We start from the raw sequence: 21218 nt of genomic DNA, 5'->3' as shown, positions 1-21218 counted from the left end.
CGTCACGGCCGGCCTACTCCTTGCTTTCCTTGCTCTTCTCCGCCTGGGAAATGAGCTTTGCCGTGACCCGGTCGGCGATGGCCTTGAGGAGCTTGTCGCCGGCAAAGCCGGCGCAGAGGAAGAGCAGCATGTAGAGGTAGTGCTCTCGGCCCGCCCGCGCCTTCATGGTCACCGGCGTGACCTTCACCTCTCCCTCGGTCGTTGCCGGTGTCGGGGTTGGCGCGGCGATCTCGGGGACGGCGGGGGTGTCTTGCCGGCCCCTGACTTCGCAGGTGGTGATTATTCCCGGGTAGGGAGGTTCGATGGCAACCAGGAACTGGCTTTCCACCGCCCAGAACACCGCCAGGGCGGCAAGAAGGCCCATGAGTGGGCGGACCAGCAGATAGTAGAGGGTGGGGGTCCAGAAATGCCCCTTGGGCATGGACTCCCGGGCGCCGGTGAATACCCCGCTCATCAGGCCGCCCATGGCGCCGAGGAGCAGGACTTTGTCCAGGGAGAGGCAGGGGCCTCCTTTGCGTTCGCCGACAAGGAAGAGGGCGGTGAGCAGGGCAAGGGCTACGGTGTAGCTTACGGCCAGGAATTTTTGCACCCAGAGATCCCAGAACTGGTCGTCCACGATTCCGTTCATCGAACGGTAGATGTTCAGGAAAAGCTGCCTGGTTTCCCGGAGTTCCGCCTTGGCGACATGTTCGTCTTCGAGGGCGGCGAGCCGGACCCGGGCCAGATCCGCCCATTCTTTCCTTATCACCTCGGGCATGGTCATGGTGGATATCTCCCGTTTCAGGCGCAACCCGAAGCCGAGGAGTTCCTCCCTGCTCATCAGGAGGATCATCTCTTCGCTCACCCGGTGGAGAAGCTGCCAGGCGGCGATGGTCCTGGACCGGCCGCCGGAGGGGGGGAACAGGAGGGCGCGAATCTCCCGCAGCTTGTCCTCGCAGAAGCGCAGCGCCCTTTCGCGGCCATCTCCTTCTCCGGCGGCGCGGGCCTCCTCCCGCTCTCTGCAGAGCAGATCGACGCGGTTCGCGTACTCCAGATACTTGCTGATCAGATTCTCGATGCTGGGGTTGAAGAATCTGTCCACAAGGCGCAGATGTTCCGCGCATGGATATTCGTCCCTGCCTTTATTCTGCCCTGCTTTTTCACTCATGCCTTTGCTCCCTCGCGAAAATTCGTTCAGACAAGCCGGTTGTTATCCAGGCCGATGGCCTGGCGGTGGCGTTCCCACTCGTCGTCCAGCAGCAGGAAGTAGCCGAAGAGCTGGTAACGGTACTCGGCAGGATCCACCGAGGAGCGGAAAGGGGTGAAAAGGGCGGTGGAGTAGATGAGCTGGCCCAGGAAGAGTCCTTCGGCGATCTCCACCAGTTCGTCAAGACAGGTGCCGATGGGCGCCGGCCCGCCGATGAGAGGGAAGCGGTAGTGGAACTGGAAGACCTTCTTGCCGCGGTTCATGGGCAGGAGGGAATCCCGATCCGCTGCGCCGAGAAACATGTAGCCCTGTCTGACAAAGGGCGAGGGACAGGCGGCGGCCAGCTTGCGGATGGAGGGAAGCAGCGGGCCATAGTTCATGTCCAGGGCCCGGAAGACGGTATCCGCCGGCAGGATCCGATCATCCTGCAGATTCATGCCCTGGAGCCAACGGCAATCCGCCTCCTGGCGCCAGAAGTCCCTGTCCCGGCCGTTCATACCGTTGTCCCAGGGGCCGGCGGCGAGATGCTCCGCATGGGCGCCCGGCTGTGGCCAGTAGCCATCCCGGCTGCGGCGCACCAGATCGTAATGGGGCCAGCTTGCCGGATGGGCGGCCAGTTCCGCCACCCGTTCCGGATAGCGTTCGGCAAGATCCTGACTTTCGTCCAAAAACATGCTGAGCTTTCCGGGGCTAATCCGCTGGAAGGATTTGCCGGCCCAGGGGAAAATGAATCTGCCGATATTCGCCCACACCGCGTTCAGCACGTTCGGGCCGCCGTCTTCCTTCTGCAGCAGGCAGGCCAGCGCGCCGGGAAAGAGGCTGTCCGTGCCGAGCATCCGTTGCCAGTCCTCCCGGAAGGTGTCGCCGAAGCCCAGGTGCAGGTTCAGGGTGGCGCCGTGGTAGTGGTCATAACCACGGCAGGGTTCCTCCTTCCCGTACCAGAGCACTTTTTCCGGGGCATCGAAGCGGCTGTTGTAGCCCCGGCCCCGCCCCTGAAAGAGACCATCTTTGATCGTCGGCGCGATGCCGCAACGGAAGAGGCGGTTCAGTTTTTCGAAATGGCGCAGGTGGTCGTCCAGGCTGCTTTGTCTTGCGATTTCTCCCTGAATCCGTTGCAGCATCTGCAGAATCGACTCTCCCTCCGCAAGGAGTTCGTGGATGTCGGCGTCCTCCTTTTTCGGAGACGGCTCCAGGCAGAGGCTGGTGAATTTTTTATGAAGCCGTTCGTGCTGTTGCCAGCCCGCTTGCCAGTCGGCTATCTCCCTGCCGCTTGCCAGGGAAGGGGCCGCTGTTTTCCTTGTTTCCTGCGGCCGGAATCCGAGTTCGGCATAGCCCGCCTCCCCGGGCCGCGGCCTCAAATGGGGAAAGGCCGCCTCGGCGTAGGCCTCCCTGGCCAGGGAGCTATCGATCATGAGAAAGAAGCCGTTGTTCTGGTAGCCGTAGGGGTCCTCTCTTTTTCCTCCCAGGAGTTCTTTGACATGATCAAGGGGAGAATGACGGCCGGGCCGGTAGGCTTCGCCGAGGTCGATTTTCGGGGAGCGCTCGCCCAACAACGAGATGGAGAAGGAGCCAAGGCTGTAATGGCGGGTGGCCATGACCAGTTGGCCGAGCCAGATGCCGTCGGCGATCCGGACCAGTTCGTCCACCAGCCGCGTCATGGGATAGACCGGTTCGAGCCTGGGCCAGCGGTAGTTGAGCTGATAGACCGCCTTGCCTTTCAGTTCCGGCACCAGCGAGCGGCCAGGCTGGGCGAGGAAGATGCCGCCTGTTTTGGTGTAGGGAATGACCCGTTCCTTTTCGAGATTGCGGGAAAGGAGCTCGCCGGCAAAGCCTGCGGCCTCTTGGTTTGTGGGCCTGTCCTTGAGGCGCCAGAGTCGGGTGAGCGCTGGCAGGGCGATGCCCTGGAGAAGATTCGGGTCCGCCGTCTCCCGGAAGAAGTTGCGGCCGATGCGGGTGGTCTCCGGGCTGTATCCCGCCACGGTATCGGCATCGTGGTCGCAGCGGGCGGCGAAGGTCTCCCGGCGGATCGGCTCGAAGGTCTTGCCCATCCAGAGGCCGGTCCCGGCAAAGGCGGCGTTCCAGCAGGTCGCCATCCACTCGATGTCAGCGGCCAGCGAGCGGTCCCTGTCGAAGAGCCGGGCCGTTTCCCGGAAGTAATCGCTGTCGCGGATGGCCATCGGCACTCCGATCATGGGCCCGTCCGGGGGCGCGCTTTCTCCGCAAAGAAAGAGGGTGCGCAGTTTGGCGAAAACCGCATCCCACTCCTGTCTTCGGTCGTTGTCGGCCAGGAGACGCTGCCAGGGGCCCAGCATGGCGAGCGGCCCGTCTCCCCACTCCTCCCTGAGAATCCTCGCCAGATCGCGTTCGAGCGCCTGCCGCTCGTCCGGCGAGGCGCCGGAGAAATTCCCCGGCTCAAGATATCTGCTCATATTTCCCCCTTGTTTCGGATCTCCCTTGGCTGCGGACGCTCCTGATTACGCCGCGCAGATGCCGTAGCGCGGCAGGATTTCATGGGACACGGTCAGACGGTGCTGCTGCAGGGCGTCGTGAAAGAGCTTCCAGTCGCTGCGAAGAAAATCCGGCGTGTAGCTGTACACCGGCATCTCCTGGCTGGTGCCGAGGGCGGCGGCCTTCCAGGAATTTTTGCCGTCGGCGGCATAGGAGATCGAGGCCGGGCCGAAGCTGAAGGTCCCTTTGGCGATCTCGGCGAGCCACGCCTTATGCCGTGTGTTTCCGTCCTCGTCCTTGAGGTCCAGGAAGAGGGTCTGCATGTTTTTCTTGTCCGCCTCGGGAAGTCCGGTTTCCTTGCTGGTCGGATCGCCGTGGCGTCGATAGCGTTGCATGGCGCGGCACATGGCCTCGGCAGCGGCGGCGAAGAGGTCGGCGTTGTTGCGCACGATTCGTTCACCCTGACCGTTGCTGTATTCCCAGGATAAAAAGGGCATGTCCGGAAAGACCAGGGCGCGGCCGTGGCCCAGGGGCGGAATGGTGTCATCCAGGAGGCAGCCGATAAATTTCTTGAGTCCTCCCTTGAACACTCCGCTCTTGCCTGTTTCCTTCATGCTCTCCACCTCGTTCACCTCGTGCAGCACCCCGGCGAATCCCTGGTGGGCCCAGGTGTCGGCGTAAACATGCATGGCGATGCCCAGGCGGTGCAGGGCATACGGCTTTGCCTGGTCGGCGGTGACGCTGGCGAGCATTTCCGCGGCCACCGGGCTGTCCGGCCGGCAGATGATTTTGTTGATGAAGGAACCCTTGGGATCCTTGCCGGCCGGCCGGCCGCCGTTGCCGGGCAGAAAATGGAAGGGCAGCCAGACCAGATGGTTCTCCTCGTTCTTGAGATTGCGCAGATCAAGGCTGGCATGGGCCGAGCTGCAGCGCAGGTACATGGCTTTGTTGTCGAACCAGACCGGGCCGCTGGCGGTGGCGTCGTCCACATACTGGGCAGCATAGGCGACGGTGGCCGCTTCTTCTGGGCTGAAGCCGGCGCATCGCGCCGCGACGTAGGTTACAGCATGGTGGAAATCGATCTGCATGGCTCTTCTCCTTCCTTGGTTGTTGAAAGATTCCGCCGGGAGGATCCTGCGCTGCTTCCTGCCCGGGGAAACGATTTTTTGCGCGGATCAGCTCCGTGTCCGGCCAGGGCCCGGAAGAAAAACTCCCGCAGGCTTTTTTCCTCCTCCTGATCCATGAAGGTTCCGGGCAGGTCCGCTGGTGGCGCCAGGCCGATGGCCCGCCGTTTTTCGCCGCCGCCGGGGTTGTAGGGCAGGAGCTCGCAACGGCGAAAGCCCTGCGCCTTGAGGAAATTCGCCAGGGCCAGGAGATTGGCCCGGGTTGCGGTTCGGCCCGGCACCAGGGGAATGCGGGGAACGATTTTTTCCCGGGCTTTGCTGGTCAGGCGGCGGAAGGTGTCATGGATGAGGCGGTTTTCCCTGCCCGTGAACCGGCGGTGCGCTTCTGTATCGCAGAGCTTCAGGTCGAAGAAGATCAAGTCGAGCAGGGGGAGAAGCCGCTCGATAAATGGTTCAGCCTGGAAATGGCCGCAGGTTTGGAGCGCGGTGTGGATGCCCTCGCGGGCAAGAGCGGAAAGCGCCTCTGTCAGGTAGTCCAGATGCAGAGTGGGCTCGCCGCCGGAGAAGGTGACGCCGCCGCCGGAAACCCGGTAATAGATGCGATCCCGCAAAAGCAAAGCCACCAGTTCCTGCACGGGATAGTGGTTCCCCGCCCGGCGCAGCGCCGCGGCCGGGCAGGCATCGGCGCAGAGACCGCAGCCGGTGCAGCGGGAGCGGAGCAGGCGCTCTTCGCCCTCCGGGGCAATGGCCCCTTCCGGGCAGGCCTGGCGGCAGGCGCCGCAGCCGATGCAGAGCCTGGGGAAAAAAGCCACCTCCGGTCCCGGCCGCATGGACTCCGGATTGTGGCACCAGTCGCAGGCCAGAGGGCAACCCTTGAGAAAGACCGTGCTCCTCAGGCCCGGCCCGTCGTCCATGGCCAGCCGGTGAATGTTGAAGATGAGCGGCCGCTGTCCCTTCATGCCTGTCCCGTTGCCTTGAGTTGGAGGCGCCGCGCCAGGTAGGCAAATTTGTAAAGGTAGTTGAGATTGCCGTTGAGGGAGATTTCCTGGCGGAGCATGGAGCCCAGAATGTCCGGTTTGGGGGTGAGGAGAAAGTCCATGAGCGCCTTCCCGTCCTTGAACTGGATGGTGATATGCGGGTTTTGCACCGTGCCGCCGGTCACTTCGAGATGACCGTGAGCAAAGACCGCGCCCGCGGTGACGCCGCCGTCTTTGCTCACGAAGAGGTAGCTGCCGTGGAACCCGTCGATATTTTTCCGAAAATCACGGTCAAAGCGCAGGGCCAGGGACATGAGCCTGAGCAGGGTCTCGAGAAAGGTGTCCGCGACTCCGTCCTCGACGCAGGCCTGGAATTGGGCCATCAATGCGTCCAGCATGGGATTGCCCGTGGATTTTTGGGGTCGCCGCAGGGTGAGTTTCCGGGGCGCTTCGCCCGGCGCGGATTCGGTGGGCAGCATGGCCCGGGCCTTCGGCGGGAAGGGGACGGCGCTGCCCGCGTCCAGCTCGTATGCGGTCCGGGTGATGATTTCGTCCTGCATCGCCTCGTTCAGGTCCTTGAAATAGGCGGAATAGCCGGAGACGCGGACCAGGAGCTCGGGATAATCGTCCGGGTGCGCCTTGGCGTCGAGGAGCATCTCGTAGCTCATGATGTTGAATTGGATGTGCAGGCCGCCGGAGCGGAAATATGCCTCGATGGCCTGGCTGAATTTATTCCGTTCTTCCTCGCTGCGCAGCGAGGGGTACTTGAGGTTGAAGGCGACCCCGCCGGGAACCAGGCGCGAGTCGATATCGGCCACCGCGTGCAAACAGGCGGCCAGGTCCGTGGCGGCATGGGAAACCGGGGTGATGCCGCTGGCGAAAACGCGGTTTGCCTTCCTGCCGTTGGGCAGGGCCCCGCAGAGTTTGCCCTGGCCTGCGTGGTTGGTCATGGTCCAGTAGGCAGGGCGGTAGCGGCCGCCCCGATAGTTCTCGTGGGCCTGGTAGGTGTCGAAGAGGAACCGCACGAGATTTTCGCTATTCTTCCGGGCAACGGGATGGTCGGAGCCGAATTTGGGCGTGCGGTTGACCAGCCAGGCGTGCATTTCCTCCTCGCCCGCGAAATTGGCCTCCAAGGCTTTGAGCAGACGGGGCAGGCTGTATTTCCGGTCGCTGAACACCGCCTGCTCGATGGCGTTCAGCGAATCCACCGTGTCGGCGAAACCGATGTGGGTGGCGCCGGAGGAGTTGTAGAGGGCGCCGCCGAAGATGAGATCCCGCCCCTTGCTCAGGGGCCCTTCGAACAGCGCCGAGAGCAGCGGCGAGGGCAGGTATTGTTGGTGTATGCGGCCCATCTGCTCGTTCAGCCCGATGGCCTGTCCGATGAGCCAGCCGAGCTGGGAGGTGAAGGCCTTCCAGAATGAGTTGAAATCCTTAAAGGATTCGGCGGAGCCGGTTCGCGGTCCGATCTGCTCGTCGCCGGTTACCGGCCGTTTGCCGTTGTACAGGGCAAGCTCCAGAGCCGAGACCAGATTGAGCATGATGGAGCTTGAGGCGTCGTAACTCCGGCCCGCCGCGGAGAGCTCAACGCAGCCGATGACGGCGTAATCCCTGGCATGTTCGCGGCGTACCCCCTGATGTTCCAGGGTTTTGATGGCGGCGAGATCGTTGTAGAGGGCGGGCACCGCCTTGGTGCTGGCGATCACCTCGGCCACTCGGCGCAGGTAGGTGGCGCTGTTTTTTTCGTGGTGATAGCGGGCGTTGACGCTGGGGTCACGGGTCTTGAGGAGTTCGGTGGCGCGGAGCATGAGATAGGTGAGGTCGTTCACCGCATCCTCGCCCGCCTGGTCGATGCCGCCCAGGGTCACCGCCGGTACCGTGCCGGCGCCGCCGAAGAGCTCCTCGCCGGTTTCCGGCACCAGATTGGTGTTGTCGTTCAGTTTCAGCCAGAAGCAGCCGATCAGCTCCAGCGCCTCCTTTTCGTTCAGGGTCTTTGCGGCCAGATCGCCCAGGAAGTAGGGCAAAAGGAGCTGGTCCAGGCGGCCCGGGCTCATGGCCATGTTGATATTTTCCGCATGGATGCCTATCTGCAGCAGCCAGATGGCGTTCAGCGCCTCCCGGAAATTCCGGGCCGGCTCCGCCGGCACCCGGGCGCAGACCCCGGCCATGGCCATGAGATTCGCCTTCCGGGCCGGATCAAGCTCCCGCCTGGCCAGGGAGGCAGCCTCCCCGCTCAGGTTTTCCGCATAGGCGATGAGGCCGCGCAGCGCAATGGGCACGGCCTGGTAGAAGGCGAGCCGGCGCGTTTCCTCTGGCGAGGGGTTGTCCTTTTCCTGCAATGCCCCGGCCTCTTGCTCCGCCTCCATGATGATGGCGTTGAGCCCCTTGGTGAGGGCGATCTGGTAGCAGGGAACCGTGTGGGAAATGGCCCCGGCCTTGCTGGCGATGAAGAAGACGATCCGTTCAAAAAGCCGCATGCCCGGCGGGTTGCCGAACTCCGCGCGGGTGCGTTCCAGGATGTTTTTCTCCAGCCAGTAGGGAAAGACCTCGAGATTCAGCGCCTCGGCGTCTTCTTTGGCAAGGCGCTGCGGGTTTTTCTCCCTGGTGCTCATGACATCGAGTTCCGGCCAGATGGTCATGCCGGTCAGTTCCGGGTAAACCGGCGCTCCGAACCGTTTGGAGGTGGTGGTGCCGGCGAGCAGGTTGTCGTCGGGGAAGAACGGCGTCTTGTTGCGCAGGTAATGGGCCACTGCCCGGGCGTAACGTACCTCCATGGGCTCGCCGGCGTCGGCCATGTCCTTTAGGAAGGCGGTGACATGGCGGGCCCGTTCGATGCAGACCTCGGCCCGGGCCGCAAGGCAGTCCCTGCGCAGCGAGGCAAGGCGGGGCATGGTGTCGAGGCCGTGCGCGGCAAGGCTGATATCGGTGAGGGTAACCATCTGTTTCTCCATTCTCTTTGGCAGGCAAGGGGGCAGGGCATAATGAACCGCCGGTCCTTCCGGTTTGGGGGGAACACTTTTTACTCCGCGGGCCGCACCGCCATGACCGCCGGCACCAGATCCTGGATCGATCCGACGGCCTTGTCTATTCTGCCGGCCAGGATCGTGTCGTCCTCCGATTCCGAGAGGGCGGCCCTGAGATCGTGCAGATCACGGATGGTCCGGGTGGCCGATTCGATGACCGTGGTGGCCCGGGCAAGCCGGATCGACTTGGCGCCGGCGTTGGCCTCTTCGCTGACGGCCTTCACGGTTTTGCTCAGGCGGGCAAGCGCGGCGGTGCGGCTGGCGATGCCTGCCAGGGCCTCGTCCATCGCGGTCCGGAAAATGTCGTTGATCGCCTCTCTCGCGATCTCATCCAGTTCTCCGGCGATGGCGTTGGGCGAGCGCGTGATGAAGCGGTTGAGCTCCTTTTGCGCTTCCACCCGCGTTGCGACCTCCCCCGACAAAATGCTTTCCGAGGCCTTGTCCAGCAGCCGATCCAAGGCAGCGGCCCAGTCCGCAAAGGTGTTCAATGAATCCCAGTTGATGCTCATCGGTTTTGCTCCTCATGGATCAGGGTTCTGATTTCCATGACCGCGGCAGCCAGGAGGCGGGTGTTGGGGGCAAGCCCCTCTTCGACCGCCGAGGCCAGCTTGCCATGGATATTCGCCCACTCTCTCACCGCGGCTCTTGATTTTCCAACCAGCAGGATCTGGCCGTTGATTCTCTCTTCGATGGCCGCCAGCTGCATGACCAGCGGTTCGTAGCGGTCCCGGGTCAGATCGATCAGCGCATTGATATCCTTGAGCTGTGTGATCAGGTCCGGGGCGGACGGCTCCGCGGCCAGGGCCTTTTCCAGCTGCCGGCGCCGTTTTTCCAGCTGTTCGCGGAAATCGACGATCCCGGCGTTGTTTTCCAGGTCCAGCAGACCCTGCTGCGCCGGAACGGTCGCCTGGGCCAGCAGGGCTTCCAGGGTGTGGAAATCGGCCATGAGAATCTCGGCCATGGCCTGGACGGCAGGGTCCGCCTTTGCCACCGCTTTGGCAAAGGAGCGGCTGGCGCGCACCTCGGCGGCGATGCCGTACAGGCTTTTGGCCATGGCCACGTAATTGCCCGGCAGGGTCGGCGCTGAAAAGGCGGTCAGGAAGCCGTCCACCGCGCTGGCGAGGCTGCCGGCGCTCTCGCTGCCTGTCCGGCCGGCCGTCGCGATGTTGGCGAGGGAATCGGTGTAGTTGACCATGGCCTTCATGGCGGCGACCCGCACTGCCAATTCCTTGCTCAGCTGGCCGACCTCCTCCGGCCGCGCCCCGGCTTCCAGAATGGTCCGGCGGATGGCGGAATCCGTTTCCAGGAGAGCGGTGTGCAGTTGGGCCGTGGCGTCGGCAAAGGGCTGCAGGTCCGGAAGCGCGCAGGCCCCGAGCAGCAGGGAGAGGAACACACAGAAAGCGGAAAAGCTGACAGTTCTCGTTCGCATAGGCACCCCCTCGCGCGGTACGTCCCCCCCGGGCCTGCACTGGCTTGCTCCTGCGGGCAATGAAGGGAGCCGGACACGAATGTTCCGCTCCCTCTGTTTTTCTTTTCTTACTCAATCAGTGTGACAGAAACCGGAGCAAAGTCAAATGGTTTTGCCGCCCCGATCCGGCCGGCGCGGATTGCGCCGAATCAGCTGGTATTGTTAGGTGAGGTGGGCAGGGGGAGGTCCGCGGGGAAGGGGCGCGCGATATATCCTCCAGATATTTCAAGAGGTGGAACGCTTGGCAAGTTTTTTGTGACGCCCGCCAAAATTACCTGATATCATACTTGGCGAAAGAGTATTCCCCCATCACGGTCTGTTTTTTCCGGAGGCAACAATGAAAATCACCTTCCACGGGGCGGCGAAAACCGTCACCGGCTCGCAGCATCTCATCGAAGTTAACGACAGGCGCATCCTCCTCGACTGCGGCCTGTTTCAGGGCAAGCGCAAGGAGGCATTCGAGCTGAACCGCAGCGGCTTCTGCGACGGCAAGAGACTGGATTGCCTGGTTCTTTCCCACGCCCACATCGACCACTCCGGCAACATCCCCTGCCTGGTGAAAAACGGCTTTCGCGGCGATATCATCTGCACCTCGGCCACCCGCGATCTCTGCGCGGTGATGCTCATGGACAGCGCCCATATCCAGGAGCAGGATGTCGCCTTCACCAACAAGCTGCGCAGGCGCAATCAGCAGCGGGAGTTTGAACCCCTCTACAGCAAGGAGGATGTGGTGGCGGCCATGGATCAGTTCATCGGCATGAGCTATAATCGCAGGCGGGAGATCCTGCCCGGCGTGCATCTCACCCTCACCGATGCAGGCCACATGATGGGCAGCGCCAACGTGATCCTCGATATCCATGACAGGGAGCGGAATCGGGAGGTGCGTCTGCTGTTCAGCGGCGACATCGGCAGGCCGGACATCCCCATCATCAAGGATCCGGCCGTGATGGACCAGGGGGCCGACATCCTGATCATGGAAAGCACTTACGGCAACCGCCGCCATCCCCCCTATCCCGAATCGGAGAAGGAGCTGGAGCGCATTGTCAACGATACCTATCAGCGCGGTGGGTCGTTGTTGATCCCGGCCTTTGCCGTGGGCCGGACCCAGCAACTGGTTTACGCCCTGCACAAGCTCTTTTTGAACCGCGATATCCCCAACCTGCCCATCTACGTGGACAGCCCCCTGGCCACCAGGGTCACCGACATCTTCCGCCTGCATCCGGAAACCTACGATCAGGAGATCCGGGAATTCCTGCTCAGGGACAACCACAGCAACCCCTTTGGTTTCGACACCCTGCGCTATACCCAGACCGTGCAGGATTCCAAGGAACTGAATTTTTTGCGGGAGCCGGCAGTGATCATCAGCGCCAGCGGCATGATGGAGGGCGGCCGGATTCTGCACCACCTGCGCAACCGGATCGGCGACCGGAAAAACACCATCCTAGTCACCGGCTGGCAGGCGCCCAACACCCTGGGCCGCAGGATCGTCGAGGGCGAGGAGACGGTAAAGATCTTCGGGGAGGAGTTCGCGGTACGCGCCAAGGTGGAGGTGCTCACCGGTTTCAGCGGTCATGCCGACCGGGATGGTCTTTTGGCCTGGGCCGGCGCCATGCGAAAAAAACCAGGCAGGACCTTCGTGGTGCATGGCGAGGAAGATGCCGCCCTGGCCCTGGCCGAGAGCCTCAAGGCCGATCTGGGCTTTCCCCGGGTGGAGATCCCGGAGCCGCATCAGAGTTTTGAAATTTAGGGTCGGGCCGTTTCCTTTTCCCGGTCCTGTGCCATGAACCCCGGGGGCGGTTGCGGGGTGCGGATATGAATATCCCGTTGCGGATAAGGGATTTCGATGCCGTGTTCGTGAAACCGTTCCCAGATCCTGAGAAGAACCGCGCTTTTCACGTTGCCGATGCCGTTGATCGGGTCATTGATCCAGAAGCGAAGCTCCAGATCCACGGAGCTGTCGCCGAAGCCCCGCAGCAGGCAGACGGGCAGCGGTTCGCCGATCACCCGATTCGTGCGCCGCGCCGCCTCCTCGCAGAGACTGATGGCGCGCCGCACGTCGCTCCTGTAAGAAATCCCCACCGGAATATCCAGCCGAATTATGCTGTTGCTGAACGACCAGTTCTCCACCTTCTGGGTGATGAGGTCCTCATTGGGGATCAGGAATTCCTTGCCTTCCCGGGTGACCAGCGAGGTGTAGCGGGCGCCCAGCGAATTCACCCAGCCGTAGGTGCTGCCGACGGTGATGATGTCCCCGGGCTTGATGGATTTGTCGAGAAGGAGGATGATGCCGCTCACCAGATTGGAGATGATTTTCTGCAGGCCGAAACCGATGCCGACGCCCACGGCGCCGGTGAAGATGGTGAAAGCGGTCAGGTCGATGCCGACCATGCGCAGCGCCACCAGGATGGCGATGGTGACGAGGGTGATTTTGCTCAGTTTGCTGAAAAGGACCTGGACGGACGGCGAAAGGGTGGGGCTTGCCTGCATCCGTTTTTCGATGAGTCCGGAAACGAGACGGGCCAGCCAGAGCAACAGCGCCAGGATGAAGATTCCTTCCAGCACGGTGAGAACGGAAACCTTGACGGTGCCGAACCCGAGGGCAATGCGGTCGAGCAGGCGGATGGTCGGGGTCAGCAGGCCCATGATGTTCAGGGCCGCCAAGGTCCAGGCGATGACGGCGATGACCTTTGCCCAGGCGGCATTGATCAGGAGCGAAGAGGCGATTTCGATCATGATCCAGGCGGCCAGCAGATTCACGACGATGTTGAGCAGATGGTGGGGCCATTTCGTTTCCGCGGCGACCGCCAGGGCGAGGCCCTGCAGGCAGAGCCAGACGAAAGGGAAGGCCAGGGGCAGGAGGTCGGGCAGCAGGTGGGTGAAGCGGTTTTTCGGCAGGTTGCCGCCGGAAAACCGCTTTTCAAGCCTTTTGCCGATGAGGTAGGCCGTGAGCATGGCGCAGACGATGATCAGGGCCTGGCTGAAGTTATCGGCGGTCAGAACGTATTTCAGGAGCCACGCCTTGAGGCGCAGGAATTCCGTGCGGTAGAAGTCGGATTGCAGGAGGGTTTTCATGGCGGTGCGGAGCCTTGTTCCATGGGCAGCGGGATTGCGGACGGCGTGTCAGCTGAAAATACTCTGCAAGTATATCAGGAAAACGAGCAGGAGCAGAGAAAAAAGCGTCACCGGAATGCCGACGGCGGCATGCTCCCGAAAGGTGATCCGGACGGCGAATTTCCTTGCCTGTTCGATGACGATGAGATTGGCGATGCTGCCGATGACGAGGAGGTTGCCGGCAAAGGTGCTGGAAAGAGCCAGCACGTACCACTGCGCGGGCGCGGCGGGATCCAGGAAATGGACCAGCAGCATGGTGGCCGGCACATTGCTCACCAGATTGCTGAGCAGGGTGGAGATGCCGGTGAGGGCATAGAGGTCGTTGAGTTGAAGGCCCTGTTTTGCAAGGCCGGAGAGGAGAGACGCCGGGAGGTCGCGGCTGGCGATGCCGTGTACCACGATGAAGAGGGCGCAGAAGAGGGTGATGAGGTGCCAGTCCACCAGCTCCAGGATCCGGCGGGAGTGCATTTTGCGGCTGCAGAGCAGGATGCCGGCCACGGTGATGGCGGAGAGTTCGCGGGGGATCGGGGTGAAGAAGAGGCCGACCAGAATCAGGACGGCGACAATGCCCTTGGCGCTTTGCCGGAAATCGAATTCGGGCCATTGTTCTTCCGGGGTCGGGGACTGTGTCGCCTGGCGCGCGGCGAAGCGGCGGTGGTAGATGGTGGCGATGATGGCGTAGGCGGCTGCCAGGGCCAGCAGGGAAGGGGGCGCGCACCAGAGGAGAAAGTCGCCGAAGTCGAGGCGGCCGACCTGGCCGATCAGCATGTTCTGCGGGTTGCCGATGATGGTGGCCGCGGAGCCGATGTTGCTCGCGCAGGCAAGGCCGAGCAGGAAAGGAACCGGATTCAGGCCGGCGCGGAGGATGGCCAGGGTCAGCACCGGCGTGAAGGCGAGACAGACGATATCGTTGGCCAGCAGGGCGGAGAGAAAGGCGGCCAGCAGCATGGAGCAGAGCAGGAAAAGACGCGGGCTGGCGAGCAGACCCACGGTGTGGCCGGCGACCCAGGTGTAGAAGCCGCCCAGCCGCAATTGCGCGGAAAGGACCATGAGGGCGTAGAGGAGGATGATGGTGGGCAGGTCGATGGCCCCCATGGCCGACGGGAGCGGCACCGCTCCGCTTACCACCATGGCGATGGCGCCCAGGAGGGCGATGCCGGTCCGGTCCAGGGCCAGGCCGGGGATCCGGCCTACGGCCACGCCGAGATAGGTGACAACGAAGATGAGAACGGCACTGTCTGGCATGGGGCTCCTGTCGGCGTAAAAACGCCGCATTGTAAAGAGCATTGGCCGTGCTGTCAATCGGGGTCTTTCTCGGAAAGGACAATGTCTCCCCGGCTGGGGCGGGAGAAAATAAAAAAGCCGGGTCATTGCTGACCCGGCCCCAAAAAGGAGGGAAAGGCACGAAGTGCTTATTGCCGGGTTTTCCTTCTTCTCATCCGCGAACCGGCGAGCCCGGCCAGCCCGGAGCCGAAGAGCAGCATGGTGGCCGGTTCGGGCACGGCCTCGTTCTCATGCAGGGCAATGGAGGTGTCGATCCGGAAGCTTGACTGGGTCGTGTGCCGCTCGGCGAAGAAGAGGTCGAAATCGTAGAGTTCGCCCACGGTCAGGCCGAGGGTGTCGAGAGCGACGCTGCCGGAGGCGGCGCTATGCACCCCGCCAAGATCAATTACCAGCTGGTCATCGATGAAGACCCACAGGTCGTCGTCCCCGGTGAAGGCAAAGGTTTCGCCGCCCTGATAGGTGAAGCCGGTGTGCAGCTCAAAGGTGAAGTGGTAGTTGTGGCTTCTCCCCTCGTTGCCCAGCAGCTGGTTGTCGATGGGAAAGAAGGCATTGTTGGTATAGGTGTACACGCCCGGGTCGGCAGTGATGGTGTTGTCCAGGGTCAGGGTGAGGTTTTGCGCCATGTTGACCCCGGCGACATCGTTGTACCACTCATCGTAAATCGAGAGCGCTCCGGGCATGGAGGCGGTTACCTTGCCGGTGCGCACGGGATTCTTGTCCGCGCCGAGGGTTGTTTCCACCAACCCCGTGACCACGCCGTCTATTGCTCCCTCCATGTGCGGATGGCTGGAGCTGAAATCGCGGATGGTGCCGGTGAGATTGATGGTTGTCGCCTGCGCGGTCGCGGCGGCGACCGAAAGGCCCGTTCCCAGGACCAGGCCGATGAGAAGTTTCTTTTTCATGTTTCCCTCCTGTAATCTGTCTGAGTTGTAACTCCGTGAGTTTGTCTCCCCTCTTTGTTGTATCAAGCAAAATGCATACCGTTGCGGCTGTTTTTTGTTATGTCTAATTGTTTCAGGTGGATATGTTTTTCAGGCTGGGCCATCCATCCGGCAGGGGCTCTGTTTTTCCAGAAAGAAAGGCGGTTTTTCCGGAAATTCGAAAAACAAGGAGGGGGAGTGCGGGCGCCGGTTTTGGGGGGAGCGCGCGGCCATCCCGTTGTCCGGCCGCCCTTGACAGTCTCCGGAGGCGAGCTTACGGTTTCGGTACCCAAGCAGGGGGCCGGCGTGTCCTGATCCTTTCGGCAAAGGGGCGAACGCGGTTGGTTTCGGCCCCTGCTCCCAGCAAAATACTTGTTCTCTTTTTGGAGGAATGGATTGTATGCAGTTTGAAAAATTCACCGTGAAATCCCAGGAGGCCATCCAGGCGGCCCAGAGTCGTGCCCAGGAGCGCGGCCATCAGGAGTTGCAGCCCGAGCATCTCATGCTGGTTCTTTTGGAACAGACCGATGGCGTCGTGGTTCCGGCCCTGCAGAAGATCGGAGCCAATCCCGCGATTCTCCGCCAGGAGATGGAGGCACTGCTTAAAAAACTGCCCCAGGTGAGCGGCGGCGGCTCCGGCCAGATCTATGCCTCCAATCGCTTCCGATCCCTGCTGGACCGGGCCTTCAAGGTCGCCAGGGAGATGCAGGACGAATATGTGAGCCAGGAACATCTGGTGCTCGCCATGCTCGACGAGCGGGAGTCTCCCCTGGCCCAGGCCTGGAAGCGCAGCGGCGTGAGTCGCGAGGAATTCCTTCAGGCCCTGGTGGCCATCCGCGGCAGTCAGCGGGTCACCGACCCCAATCCCGAGGAGAAATACCAGGCCCTGGAGAAATATGCCAGGAATCTCACCGACGTGGCCAGACAAGGCAAGCTCGATCCGGTGATCGGCCGGGACGACGAGGTGCGGAGGGTTATCCAGGTGCTCTCCCGTCGGACCAAGAACAACCCGGTCCTGATCGGCGAGCCGGGGGTGGGCAAGACCGCCATTGTCGAGGGGCTGGCCCAGAGGATCGTCAACGGCGACGTGCCGGAGAGCCTGCGCAACAAGCAGGTGCTGGCCCTGGATCTTGGCTCCCTGGTGGCCGGCGCCAAGTACCGGGGCGAGTTCGAGGATCGGCTCAAGGCGGTGCTCAAGGAGATCCAGAAGCGCGAGGGCGAGGTTATTCTCTTCATCGACGAGATCCACACCCTGGTGGGCGCCGGCGCCGCCGAAGGGGCCATGGACGCCTCCAACATGCTCAAGCCCGCCCTTGCCCGCGGCGAACTGCACTGCGTGGGCGCCACCACCCTGGACGAATACCGGAAGCATATCGAAAAGGACGCGGCCCTGGAGCGTCGCTTCCAGCAGGTCCTGGTCCAGGAGCCTTCCCTGGATGACACCATCGCCATCCTGCGCGGCATCAAGGAGAAATACGAAGTGCACCACGGGGTGCGCATCAAGGACTCCGCCACCGTGGCTGCGGCCACCCTGTCGAACCGCTACATCACCGACCGCTTTCTCCCGGACAAGGCCATCGATCTCATTGACGAGGCGGCCAGCCGGCTGCGTATAGAGATCGATTCCATGCCCACCGAGATCGACGAGGTGGAGCGCCGGAAGATCATGTTCGAGATCGAGCGGGAGGCACTGAAAAAAGAAAACGACGCCGCCTCGAAGGAGAGGCTTGCCAAGATCGAGGCCGAGCTTGCCGATCTCAACGAAACCCTCACCGCCATGAAGGCCCACTGGACCCTGGAGCGGGATATCATTCAGCAGATCAGAAAGATCAAGAGCGATATCGACGAAGCCAGGGTCGCCGAGCAGCAGGCCGAGCGGCAGGGGGATTTGAGCAAGGTCGCCGAGATCCGCTACGGCAGGATCGTGGAGCTTGAAAAGCGGCTTGGCGCCGAAAACAGCCGACTGGCCGAGATCCAGAAGGACCGGCAGATGCTGAAAGAGGAGGTGGATGAAGAGGATGTCGCCTCGGTGGTGGCCAAATGGACCGGCATCCCGGTGGACCGGCTCCTGGAAGGGGAAAAGGAGAAGCTGGTTCATGCCGATGTCGCCCTGGCGAAAAGGGTGGTCGGTCAGGAGGAGGCCATCGCCGCGGTTTCCAACGCCGTGCGTCGGGCCAGGGCCGGGCTCCAGGATCCGAACCGGCCGCTTGGCTCCTTCATCTTCCTGGGTCCCACCGGGGTGGGCAAGACCGAGCTGGCCCGGAGCCTGGCCCATTTCCTCTTTGACACCGAAAAGGCCATGATCCGCCTGGACATGAGCGAGTTCATGGAGAAGCATTCGGTTTCCCGGCTGATCGGCGCGCCTCCCGGCTATGTGGGTTACGAGGAGGGCGGCTATCTCACCGAGGCGGTGCGGCGCCGGCCCTATTCCGTCATCCTTTTTGACGAGATCGAAAAGGCGCACCCGGATGTCTTCAACGTGCTGCTGCAGATCCTTGACGACGGCCGGATGACCGACGGCCAGGGCCGGACCGTGGATTTCAAGAACACCATTCTCATCATGACCTCGAACCTGGGCAGCCAGCTGATCATGGATCTTGGCGAGGAACGGCGCGCCGAGATGAAGGTCAGGGTAAACGAGATCCTGCACGCCCAGTTCAAGCCGGAATTTTTGAACCGGATCGATGAAATCATCATCTTCCATGGCCTGAAAAAGGAGCATCTGGCCCGGATCATCGACATTCAGGTGGAGCTGCTCACCCGGCGGCTGGCCGAACAGCACTTCGGCGTGGAGCTTACCGAGTCTGCCAAACAGTACCTGATCGAGGTGGGCTACGACCCGAGCTACGGAGCAAGACCGCTCAAAAGGGCGATCCAGCGGCATGTGCAGGACGGCCTGGCCATGAAGATTCTGGAAGGGAGCTTCTGCGAGGGAGACAGGATCATCATCGACCGGGGGGGCGACGGACTGGTGTTTGTCAAGGGCTGAGATCTTTCCTCCCTGCTTCTGGGGCCGGCCGGGGAATGCTCCGGCCGGCTCTTTTTTTCAGGGCATTGCCGTGCGTGGCCGGATGGGGGAAAATCGATTTCTTCACCCAATAACGCGAAGACGCCGCGAAAAAATGCTCGAAATCGGTGGTTTTTTGCGTCTTCGGAGTCTCGCCTTTTTCGCTTTCCTCCGGCTTTGCGTTATTTTTTTCACGTAACAGTGGCGGGCGGCCTCTCCCCCGGCTACGGAAATCTGGCGACAGCAGGGCGATTGTCGGGTAGAGTGTGAAAAAAAATATACAGAAACCCAATAAAGGATAACGGTTTGTTCTATGGATACAGGTAAGGATCCTGCCGAGATAGTAAGCCTCGCCGGGCAGCGGGCCGCCAACATTTATGAGGCCCGTGGCTATTGCTGTGCCGAGGCGGTCATCGCCATGATGAACGGAGCATTTCGCGGTGGACTCGCGCCGGAGCTTGCGGCCCAGCTTGGTTCCGGCTTCTGCCACGGCATGGGCGGCGCCGGCTGCACCTGCGGCGCCCTGGCCGGGGCGGAAATCGCCTTGAGCCTCTTTCTGGGGCCGCGTCAGCCCCATGGCATGAAGAAGAAGGACTTTGAAAAGGTGGCCAGGGAAATGCACGACCGCTTCCGGGATCGTTTCAGCGCCACCTGCTGCCGGGTTCTGCTTAAACGGCGCAAGGAAAAACAGGGGGCAACCTGCAAGGAGCTGACCCAGGGGGGGGCCGAACTTGCCGCGGCCCTGCTTCTTGAAAAGCGGCCGGAGCTGGCCGCTCACGCTGACCTTGATTTTCTTGCCCTTCGGGAATCAAAGATGGGAAACCTGGCCAGGAAGCTGCTCGGACAGGGATGATTGTCTTCAGCAGATCTCCAGCCGCCCCTTGTGGATGGCGGCCAGGCCCCCTTCCCGCGGCGGCAGGTAGCGGACCTTTTTGGTCGCGCCGCTGAGATCGTGTTCCTGGAGGGTGAGCTCCGCCTCCCCGCAGAGAATGCGGACACTGGCATTCTTGCCGCCAACCCGCGGTTCGTGCAGGGTTGCCAGCAACCCCTTGCCGATCCGGTCGCTGAGCAGCTCGGCCTCTTTTCGCAAGTCGGCATATTCCTCCGCGCCGTTGCTCAGGATGGCCAGTGCCCTGTTGTAGTCGCGCAACGCCTCGTGCAGTTTTTCGATTTTTTTCGAGATGGAATACTCAAAGACCTTCTCTTCCACCTTTTCCTTGAACAATGCGGCCTGGGTCAGGGTTTCCTGGTCAATGGCCTGTACGGTCTGAAAGCTTCTGACGAAATTCTGTTTGAGGGCAAGGCAGAGGTTGTGGAGTATCGTGCTTTTCTGGATGATGCCGTAATGCTCCAGCTGGCCGAGCTGGTTGAGGATCTCCGTGGCCGCCTCCTTGGCCTTGCCGCTCGCCTCGGTCCTCTCCGACTCGAGATGCTCGAATTCGGGCAGGATTCGTCTCACGGCCTGAAAGAGCCTTTCCCCGAGGATGACGGTGCTCCTGCCGGAAAAGGCATTGCCGAGGCAGGTCAGCGTGATTGCGCTTACCGTGATGTTGGTGATTGCCGCGTTTTTTTCGAACACAACTTTGTCGCTGGCGGAAAGCACTGCCTGGGCGGCATTTTTCTTGACCACGATCGTTGCGCCGGAGGCCTCGGCATTGGTGATGCTGCCGGTTTCCACCTCTTCTTTTGCCTTGACCAGGCATCTGTTGGTGATGAGATCCGCTTTCACCCGCTGGGCGCAGATCTCCTTGCCCTCGATGCAATCGGAAACATGGATGAATCCCTCCGAGATAAGGGAGAAGTTGCCGCGGACGCTGCCGATGATTTCCAGGCTTGCCGCGGTTTCGAGATCCCCCAGGGAATAGTCGATGTCGCCGGTGATCTTCAGATTTTCCGAAATGCTTACCTGGGAGAGGGTGGCGGGATCGTCCTTCACTTCCAGGTGGTAGACGATGACCCCGGATTTCTTGGCGATGAGGTTGAAGGAGGGGGCGGTCGGTTCGTCGTTGTCCCGGTAGATGTTCTCCTTAGTCCAACGTACCTGTTGCCGGCGGCCGGGGTCGGGCCGCAATGGTTTGCCGAAGCAATCGATGCCGTAACTGCCGTCGGTTTTGTCGTAAATCGTGGCGATGAGGGCGCCATGCTCGATGTTGGGCACGCTGTTGATCTTCTTCCAGTCGATGGTGCCATCCTCGTTGATGGTGCCCGACCGTTTCTGCCAGGGGAAGGCAAGGGCGGAATAGCCGTTTGTCCCATGGACGGCGGGTTCGCCGCGTATCTCCAGAACGGGGGGCGTGGCGGAAAAATCGACAAGCACCCGGCGGCAGGGCAGCCCCCTTTCCGAAGGGATGCTGAAGGAGGCCCGTTCGGAATATTCGATTTCCATGATCTGGTCCGGGTTCAGCGGGATATTGAAAAATTTTTTCAATACCCAGGCGATGGCGGTGGCAACTTCCTGCGGGGAGTCCGGCCCTGTCTTGGCGGGCAGGCGCAGGGTCGCTTGAACGCCCTGGGCGGTGACGGCGTTGGAGGCATGGATTGCCTGGGCAATCGAGGAGACGCGACTCATGGGCTGGTTCTGCCTGGAGGGAATAGGAAAGCGGTTGTTCAATAACTTATAACGAGAGTATCACAGGCAGAGGAAAAAATCATACCTTTCGAAAAGAGGTTGGC

At 61.9% G+C, this 21218-nt stretch carries 14 protein-coding genes; 3 read left to right on the top strand and 11 right to left on the bottom strand.

Annotated features, from left to right (window positions below):
- Positions 1–13: 13 nt before the first annotated feature.
- The 7 genes from ACUUL3_RS10380 to ACUUL3_RS10350 all read right to left on the bottom strand — a co-directional run bounded on the left by ACUUL3_RS10380 (position 14) and on the right by ACUUL3_RS10350 (position 10184).
- Complete coding sequence (locus tag ACUUL3_RS10380; RefSeq protein WP_448551086.1) at positions 14–1147, bottom strand: hypothetical protein; 1134 nt, start codon at positions 1145–1147, stop codon at positions 14–16.
- 26 nt (positions 1148–1173) lie between these two features.
- Positions 1174–3615: a hypothetical protein gene (locus tag ACUUL3_RS10375; RefSeq protein WP_448551084.1), complete on the bottom strand. Its 2442-nt coding sequence runs from the start codon at positions 3613–3615 to the stop codon at positions 1174–1176.
- 45 nt (positions 3616–3660) lie between these two features.
- Positions 3661–4722 (bottom strand): DUF6765 family protein, encoded by a 1062-nt coding sequence (locus tag ACUUL3_RS10370; protein WP_448551082.1) that lies wholly within the window; start codon positions 4720–4722, stop codon positions 3661–3663.
- Positions 4695–5717, bottom strand: a complete 1023-nt coding sequence (locus ACUUL3_RS10365) for a glycyl-radical enzyme activating protein (RefSeq protein ID WP_448551080.1) — start codon at positions 5715–5717, stop codon at positions 4695–4697. Before ACUUL3_RS10365 ends, ACUUL3_RS10370 begins: the two co-directional genes overlap by 28 nt.
- Positions 5714–8671, bottom strand: a complete 2958-nt coding sequence (locus tag ACUUL3_RS10360; protein WP_448551078.1) for a pyruvate formate lyase family protein — start codon at positions 8669–8671, stop codon at positions 5714–5716. The genes ACUUL3_RS10365 and ACUUL3_RS10360 overlap by 4 nt, the downstream gene beginning before the upstream one ends.
- 80 nt (positions 8672–8751) lie before the next feature.
- Positions 8752–9264 (bottom strand): hypothetical protein, encoded by a 513-nt coding sequence (locus tag ACUUL3_RS10355; protein ID WP_448551077.1) that lies wholly within the window; start codon positions 9262–9264, stop codon positions 8752–8754.
- Positions 9261–10184 (bottom strand): hypothetical protein, encoded by a 924-nt coding sequence (locus ACUUL3_RS10350; protein ID WP_448551075.1) that lies wholly within the window; start codon positions 10182–10184, stop codon positions 9261–9263. The genes ACUUL3_RS10355 and ACUUL3_RS10350 overlap by 4 nt, the downstream gene beginning before the upstream one ends.
- A gap of 376 nt (positions 10185–10560) precedes the next feature.
- On the opposite strand from ACUUL3_RS10350, the gene ACUUL3_RS10345 reads away from it, so the two are divergent.
- A complete protein-coding gene (locus ACUUL3_RS10345; protein ID WP_448551073.1) occupies positions 10561–11970 on the top strand; it encodes an MBL fold metallo-hydrolase RNA specificity domain-containing protein in 1410 nt (469 codons plus the stop codon).
- On the opposite strand, the gene ACUUL3_RS10340 is transcribed toward ACUUL3_RS10345, so the two are convergent.
- From ACUUL3_RS10340 to ACUUL3_RS10330, 3 genes are all read right to left on the bottom strand, one after another.
- Positions 11967–13295 carry a mechanosensitive ion channel family protein gene (locus ACUUL3_RS10340; protein WP_448551071.1) on the bottom strand — a complete coding sequence of 443 codons (1329 nt, stop codon included), beginning with the start codon at positions 13293–13295 and terminating at the stop codon, positions 11967–11969. The genes ACUUL3_RS10345 and ACUUL3_RS10340 overlap by 4 nt on opposite strands.
- Positions 13296–13343: 48 nt before the next feature.
- The gene (locus ACUUL3_RS10335; protein ID WP_448551069.1) at positions 13344–14579 is read right to left on the bottom strand and encodes an anion transporter; all 1236 of its coding nucleotides are present in this window, start codon (positions 14577–14579) and stop codon (positions 13344–13346) included.
- Between the two features lie 167 nt (positions 14580–14746).
- A complete protein-coding gene (locus tag ACUUL3_RS10330) occupies positions 14747–15520 on the bottom strand; it encodes a fibro-slime domain-containing protein (protein ID WP_448551067.1) in 774 nt (257 codons plus the stop codon).
- 418 nt (positions 15521–15938) lie between these two features.
- Here ACUUL3_RS10330 and clpB point away from each other — a divergent pair, with 418 nt between their 5' ends.
- Entirely contained in the window at positions 15939–18527 is a 2589-nt protein-coding gene (clpB, locus tag ACUUL3_RS10325; protein WP_448551065.1) for an ATP-dependent chaperone ClpB, read from the top strand.
- Between the two features lie 331 nt (positions 18528–18858).
- A complete protein-coding gene (locus tag ACUUL3_RS10320; RefSeq protein WP_448551064.1) occupies positions 18859–19398 on the top strand; it encodes a C-GCAxxG-C-C family protein in 540 nt (179 codons plus the stop codon).
- Positions 19399–19404: 6 nt separating this feature from the next.
- Here the strand turns inward: ACUUL3_RS10320 and ACUUL3_RS10315 are convergent, their stop codons facing one another.
- Positions 19405–21114, bottom strand: a complete 1710-nt coding sequence (locus ACUUL3_RS10315) for a flagellar assembly protein A (protein WP_448551062.1) — start codon at positions 21112–21114, stop codon at positions 19405–19407.
- Between the last annotated feature and the right edge of the window lie 104 nt (positions 21115–21218).

This window comes from Thiovibrio sp. JS02 (assembly GCF_053485635.1).
Note: the sequence above shows the minus strand (reverse complement) of the source record. Positions and strands in the feature narration are given on the sequence as shown.

Bases quoted from the DNA above. Each gene is read 5' to 3' on its own strand.
- ACUUL3_RS10380 (WP_448551086.1), bottom strand. From the start codon at position 1,147: ATGAGTGAAAAAGCAGGGCAGAATAAAGGCAGGGACGAATATCCATGC.
- ACUUL3_RS10375 (WP_448551084.1), bottom strand. From the start codon at position 3,615: ATGAGCAGATATCTTGAGCCGGGGAATTTCTCCGGCGCCTCGCCGGAC.
- ACUUL3_RS10370 (WP_448551082.1), bottom strand. From the start codon at position 4,722: ATGCAGATCGATTTCCACCATGCTGTAACCTACGTCGCGGCGCGATGC.
- ACUUL3_RS10365 (WP_448551080.1), bottom strand. From the start codon at position 5,717: ATGAAGGGACAGCGGCCGCTCATCTTCAACATTCACCGGCTGGCCATG.
- ACUUL3_RS10360 (WP_448551078.1), bottom strand. From the start codon at position 8,671: ATGGTTACCCTCACCGATATCAGCCTTGCCGCGCACGGCCTCGACACC.
- ACUUL3_RS10355 (WP_448551077.1), bottom strand. From the start codon at position 9,264: ATGAGCATCAACTGGGATTCATTGAACACCTTTGCGGACTGGGCCGCT.
- ACUUL3_RS10350 (WP_448551075.1), bottom strand. From the start codon at position 10,184: ATGCGAACGAGAACTGTCAGCTTTTCCGCTTTCTGTGTGTTCCTCTCC.
- ACUUL3_RS10345 (WP_448551073.1), top strand. From the start codon at position 10,561: ATGAAAATCACCTTCCACGGGGCGGCGAAAACCGTCACCGGCTCGCAG.
- ACUUL3_RS10340 (WP_448551071.1), bottom strand. From the start codon at position 13,295: ATGAAAACCCTCCTGCAATCCGACTTCTACCGCACGGAATTCCTGCGC.
- ACUUL3_RS10335 (WP_448551069.1), bottom strand. From the start codon at position 14,579: ATGCCAGACAGTGCCGTTCTCATCTTCGTTGTCACCTATCTCGGCGTG.
- ACUUL3_RS10330 (WP_448551067.1), bottom strand. From the start codon at position 15,520: ATGAAAAAGAAACTTCTCATCGGCCTGGTCCTGGGAACGGGCCTTTCG.
- clpB (WP_448551065.1), top strand. From the start codon at position 15,939: ATGCAGTTTGAAAAATTCACCGTGAAATCCCAGGAGGCCATCCAGGCG.
- ACUUL3_RS10320 (WP_448551064.1), top strand. From the start codon at position 18,859: ATGGATACAGGTAAGGATCCTGCCGAGATAGTAAGCCTCGCCGGGCAG.
- ACUUL3_RS10315 (WP_448551062.1), bottom strand. From the start codon at position 21,114: ATGAGTCGCGTCTCCTCGATTGCCCAGGCAATCCATGCCTCCAACGCC.